Consider the following 5,544-nt stretch of genomic DNA (forward strand, 5'->3'; position numbering starts at 1 on the left):
CCGCACCGAACACCTCGACGACCTCGGCAAGCTCCTCACCGGCCCCCAGCCGCCCACCCGGGTCCTGGCCGGCACCGACCCGCGCCGCCGCGGCCCCGGCCGGCAACGGCTCCAACGCCCGCTCCAGCAGCGCCCGGTAGTCGGCCGGGGCGGGCGACTCAGCCAAAGCGCACCTCCGGGTCGAGCAGGGCGAGCCTGCCGTCCGCCAGGTGCAGCCGGTCGTTGCTGTAGTTGAGCACCGCCGAGCGCAGGTCGCGCAGCGCCTGCTCCAGCCGGGTCGGCGAGCCCTTGAGGTAGCCGTGCCGCATGCCCACCGCGTCCACCAGCTCGTCGACCACGGCGTAGCACTCCTCGGCGGCGGTGATCTTCAGCGCGTTGAGCCGCAGCTGGATCCTCGGCGGCGTCAGGTCCGCCGCCTCGGCCACCGTCCGCTCGGTCTGCACCAGCAGCGCGTACACCGTGTCGAGGCGCTGCCGGGCCCGGGACAGCCTGGTCAGCAGCAGCTCCGACTCCAGGTTCGACTGCTTGCGCCCCTCGGGGGAGCGCAGCAGGCGCAGCACCCGGGAGAGCGCGCCGGCGGCCGTGCCCAGCCAGCAGGCGGACCAGCCCAGGTGCGCGAGCGGGCCGAAGACGCCGGTGACCACCGAGCGGAAGTCGCCGTGCGCGCCGACGACCTGGTGCTCGGGGACCCGGCCGCGCAGCCGCAGCGCCACGCTGTGGCTGGCCCGCATGCCGAGCGGCTGCCAGTCGCCGGAGCGCTCGATCTCCAGCTGGTCGCGCCGGGCGTAGACCAGCGAGACCTGGCCGGGGTTGGTGGCGTGCGGGCTCAGCATCGTCACCAGGAAGGCGTCGGCGTGCTCACCGCCGGTCACGATCGGGGCGAAGCGGTCCACCAGCAGTTCGCCGTCGGCCGCGGCGAGCGCGGCCTCGGCGCTGAGCAGGTGCCCGCCCTTGCCGGCCTCGGTGGTGACCGAGGCCAGGTAGACCCGGCCGGCCGCGACCTCGGGCAGCACCTCGGCGCGCAGCCGCTCGCCGCCGTGCCGCACCAGCGCCGCGACCTGCTGGCCGTGCATCGCGAAGACCATCGCGACCGACATGTCGACCCGGCCCAGCGCGATGCTCGCCTCCACCAGGTCGGCCACCGTGCCGCCGAGGCCGCCGTACTCGACCGGCACCAGCAGGCCGAGCAGACCGGTGGCGCGCAGCTCGGCCAGCGCCGCGACCGGGAAGGCCGCCTCCCGGTCGGTGTGCTCCACGTGCTCGGCCGTCACCTTCGCCACCCGCTCGGTGAGCGCCGCCAGGTCGGCGGCGCCGATCCGCTCGGGGCGTACGGGCGCCGCGGTCATCGCCGGTGCGCTCATGCGCCGACCGCCTCGTCGGCGCGGCCGGCCGCGGTCAGCGCGCGGTGCACCGCGGTCCACAGGCTGCCCGCGGTCTCGAAGGTGGCGTCGTTCATGTCCTCGTCCGGCAGCGAGACGTCGAAGGTGTCCTCGATGGCGAACAGCAGCTCGATGGCCTGCATCGAGTCCAGGCCGAACTCGCGCAGCGGGGACTCGGCGGTGATCTCGCGCTCGCCCGCGAACTTGAGGAACGGGCGCAGCAGCTCGGGCAGTCGGGGGTCCATCAGTTCTCTCCTCGGTGGGCCGGGACGGGGATCCGGGTCAAGGTGACCCTGGTGAGCTCGGGTGCCGCCTCGGGGCGGTCGCTGTCGACCACCGCCTCCACCGGCAGCGGGTGGCCCAGGAAGGCGACCAGGCTGGCGTACAGGCCGTACGCGCCCACGTTGGGCACGGCGACCAGGTCACCGGGGCGCAGCGCGGGCAGCGCGGCCCCGCGGCTCCAGGTGTCCAGCGGGGTGCAGAGCGGGCCGGCCACCAGCGTGTCCCGCTCGGACCCGTCGTGCGGGTCGCGGGCGCGAACCAGGTGCGGGGCCAGTGGGGGCAGCCGGCGCAGCCCGGACATGCCGCCCAGGTGGTTGATGCCGGATTCGAGCACCACCACCTCCTTGCCGTGCGAGCGCTTGGCGTCCAGCACGGCGGTCAGCAGGGTGCCGGCGGTGCCGACCAGGTAGCGGCCGGACTCGAAGACCAGCTCCGGCGCGCCCGTGCGCCAGCCGGGGGCCTCGGCGTCGAACAGCTCCTCCAGCAGCGGCCGCAGGGCGGTCAGGTCCAGCGGAGCGCCGGCCTTGGCGAAGGGGGCGCCGAAGCCGCCGCCGAGGTCGAGCACCCGCAGTTCGGCGCCGTACGGGGCCAGTGCCTCGCCGATCCGCCGCGCGGTGCCCAGCGAGCGGGCGAACTGCGCGTGCAGGTCCCGCACCTGGGCGATGTTGGAGCCCATGTAGAGGTGCAGGCCGACGACCCGGGCGGCGGGCCTGCCGCCGAACCGGGACGGCTCGGCCAGCACCCAGTCGGCGTCCGCGCCGAACTGCGAGGCCACGCCGGTCATCGCCAGGCCCTGGCCGGGGGCCGGCTGGTCCTCGTTGATCCGCAGCAGGCACTCGGCCGCGGTGCCGCGGGCCGCCGCCAGCCGGTCCAGCTGCTCGATGCCGTGCGGCGAGTCCACCGAGAACCGGCGCACCCCGCGGTCCAGCGCGTCCGCGACCTCCTCGTCCCGCTTGCCCGGACCGGTGTAGAGCACCTGGTCGGCCGGCCAGCCGGCGGCGAGCGCGGCGTCCAGCTCGCCGGTCGAGCAGACCTCGGGGCGGGCCCCGCAGCGGCGCAGCTCGGCGAGCAGCGCCGGGTGCGGGTTGGCCTTCAACGAGTAGTACAGGCCGGTCGGTTCGGGCAGCGCGGCACGCAGCCGGCCGTGGTTGCGGCGCACCTCGGCCAGGTCGTACAGGTACGCCGGGGTGGGCACCGCGGCGAGGACGGCCGGCGGGACCGGCAGCACCGCGGGCGCGGGCGCGCTAGTCGGCACGGACACGCTCCACCTCCTCCGCCAGGACGGCCAGCGCCTTGCGGTCGACCTTGCCGTTGCCGGTCAGCGGCAGCCGGTCGAGCACCAGGCAGCGGCCCGGCACCTTGAACCGCTCGATCTGCTCGCGCATCGCCGGCAGCACCTCGGCCGAGGTCAGCCCGCCGGTGACGAAGAGCAGGGCCGCCCGGCCCGCGGCCGGGGCCAGCACCGCGGCGGAGGCCACTCCGGGGATGCGGCGGGCGGCCGCCTCGACCTCGGTGGCGCTCACCCGGAAGCCGTTCTCCTTGTAGATGTCGTCCCGGCGGCCGTCGAAGAACAGGAAGCCCTCGTCGTCCAGCCAGCCGTAGTCGCCGGTGCGCAGCTCGGGGAACAGCCCCTCGGCGCGGTGGAACCGCTCGGCGGTGAGCTCGGGCCGGCGCCAGTAGCCGGCCATCACGTTCGGCCCGCGCACCACGATCTCGCCGACCTCGCCGGCGGGCAGCCGGGCGCCGTCCGGGCCGACCACGAAGACCTCCGTGCCGGGCAGCGCGACCCCGCTGGAACCGGGCCGGTCGAGGTCGCCGTCGACCGGCATGATCGTGGCCCGCTTGCACTCGGTCAGGCCGAACATCAACTGCACCCGCAGGCCCGGGATCCGGGCGCGCAGCTGGGCCAGCGCCTCGGGCGGCATCGCCGCGCCGGTGTTGGTGAGCAGCCGCAGCTTCAGGGCCCGGTCGCCCGCCCGACGCAGCAGGCGGCCCAGCGCGTCGGCCACCGCCGGGACGGCGGGCAGCACGGTGGCACCGCTGCGCTCCAGGTTGGTCAGCAGGGGCGGGCCGACCTCGGCGGGGCGGCCCAGCCGCAGGTGGGCGCCGCCGAGCGCGGCCAGGAAGAACTGGTAGAGCCCGTAGTCGAAGGAGAGCGGCAGCGGGCTGTAGACCACGTCGTCGGACCGGTAGCCGAGCACCTGCTGGATCGCCCCGGCGGCGAAGACCAGCTGCTGGTGGGTGCTGACCACGGCCTTGGGCAGCGAGGTGGTGCCGGAGGTGTAGATCAGGCAGACCGGGTCGACCGGCAGCGGGCCGGCCGGCAGCGCGGTCCGGTCGGGCACCGGGCCGGCGGCGAGGTCGGTCAACTCGGCGATGTCCAGGGCCTTGACGCCCCGGGCCTCGGCGGCCGCCCGGCCGTCCGGGTCGGCGCCGACCAGCAGGGTCGGCTCGCAGTCGGCCAGCACGTGCTCCAGCTGGGCGCCGCGCACCTGCTCGTGCAGCAGCGCGAACGGGGCGCCGATCCGCGAGGCCGCGGTGACCAGGACCGGCAGCTCCACCGAGTTGGGCGCGCTGATCACCAGCCGACGCCCGCGCCGCAGGCCGTGCCCGGCCAGCAGAAGGGCCACCCGGCGGCTGGTGTCGACGAGTTGACGGTAGGTCAGGCTGTGCTCGCCGGCCGAGACGGCCGGCCGGTCCGGCCACCGCTCGGCCGCTCGGTCGAGCAGCTCGTGCAGGACGGCAGGCTGGGCGCTCATCGGGCCTCCCCCGAGTGGACGAGCCGTGCGGCGGTGTCGGCGGGCGTGGCGCGCAGCACGGCACGGCAGATGGCGTCGACCAGGTGCAGGTGCTCGGGCACCAGGTCGTCGGGATCGAACTCGATCCCCAGGTCGCTCTCCAGCCGCTCGACGATCTCCACGATCCGGAACGAGCTGAAGGCGGGACTGTCGGTCAGCGGCGCGCCGTCCAGCAGCGGGCCGGGCTCGGTGCGCAGCACGGCGGCGGCCGCCTCGGCGACGGTCCGGCGCAGCTGCTCCGAGGGCGCGGACCCGGCCGTGGCCGGGTCCGCCGCGGTGGCGCGGCCGGCGCCGCCGAACACGGCCCGGTCGCCCTCCAGGAGCTCGACCAGCCGGTCGGACAGGCGCTGCGGCTCGGGCCGGCCGCGTTCGACCCGGCGGTAGGCCAGGTAGACCTGCTCGGTCAGCGCCTCCCAGGCATGCAGCCGGTCGGCGACCGCCCGCTCGTCCACCGGTACGCCGGTCGCGGCGAGGTGGGCGGCGTGCAGCTTGCGGGACCTGAGCAGCAGCCAGGTCTCCAGGGTCAGGCGGTGCAGCGCGGCCACGCGGTCGGGGTGTCCGGCGTAGGCGGCGGCGTAGCGCGCCACCTCGGCGGGCCCGGCCAGGTCGACCACCGGGTCGGCGGTCGCGGTGGGCGCCACCGGTGCCAGCCGGGCGACCAGGGCTCCCTGCGGCAGCGCCGCCAGGAAGTCGTCCCGGTCCAGCGTCCACCGGCCCGGCCGGGCGCTGCCCCACGGGGTCTCGTTGTGGTAGCCGTCCAGCACCTCGACCGCGTCGCCGTCCGCCGGCCGCACCAGCAGGCTGTGCTCCATGTGCCGTTGCCCGAAGTAGGGCACCCAGGGCAGGTGGTAGGCGTCGGCCACCAGGTAGCAGCCGTCACCGGGCCGGATCCGCTCGGCCGGCTCGGTCCGCCGCGGCTCGGTGGTGTCCAGGCCGAGCAGGTCCCGGGCGTCGGCGAGCTGCTGCTCCACCCCGCGCTCCACGGTGGGCAGGCCGTCCGGGCCGGGCTGCGGCCGGAAGCGCAGCACCGCGCCGAGCCGCAGCCCGGTACCGGCGCCGTGCCAGCGGTCCGCGAGCGCCGCCAG

5 protein-coding genes are annotated in these 5,544 nt (G+C 76.2%); all 5 read right to left on the bottom strand.

Annotated elements, in window-relative coordinates; translation table 11 throughout:
- Positions 1-158 precede the first annotated feature (158 nt).
- Complete coding sequence (locus AB0E96_RS37575; protein WP_359830790.1) at positions 159-1,361, bottom strand: acyl-CoA dehydrogenase family protein; 1,203 nt, start codon at positions 1,359-1,361, stop codon at positions 159-161.
- Positions 1,358-1,624, bottom strand: coding sequence for a phosphopantetheine-binding protein (locus tag AB0E96_RS37580; protein ID WP_359830792.1), 267 nt, complete (start codon positions 1,622-1,624; stop codon positions 1,358-1,360). Before AB0E96_RS37580 ends, AB0E96_RS37575 begins: the two co-directional genes overlap by 4 nt.
- Positions 1,624-2,922 carry a type III PLP-dependent enzyme gene (locus AB0E96_RS37585; protein ID WP_359830793.1) on the bottom strand — a complete coding sequence of 433 codons (1,299 nt, stop codon included), beginning with the start codon at positions 2,920-2,922 and terminating at the stop codon, positions 1,624-1,626. Before AB0E96_RS37585 ends, AB0E96_RS37580 begins: the two co-directional genes overlap by 1 nt.
- Positions 2,906-4,420, bottom strand: coding sequence for a class I adenylate-forming enzyme family protein (locus AB0E96_RS37590; RefSeq protein WP_359830796.1), 1,515 nt, complete (start codon positions 4,418-4,420; stop codon positions 2,906-2,908). The genes AB0E96_RS37585 and AB0E96_RS37590 overlap by 17 nt, the downstream gene beginning before the upstream one ends.
- Positions 4,417-5,544: acyl carrier protein (locus AB0E96_RS37595; RefSeq protein ID WP_359830799.1), on the bottom strand; the 1,128-nt coding region annotated here is incomplete at its 5' end. The genes AB0E96_RS37590 and AB0E96_RS37595, both read right to left, overlap by 4 nt.

Origin of the sequence: Kitasatospora sp. NPDC036755 (assembly GCF_040636595.1) — a bacterium.
Taxonomy (GTDB): domain Bacteria; phylum Actinomycetota; class Actinomycetes; order Streptomycetales; family Streptomycetaceae; genus Kitasatospora.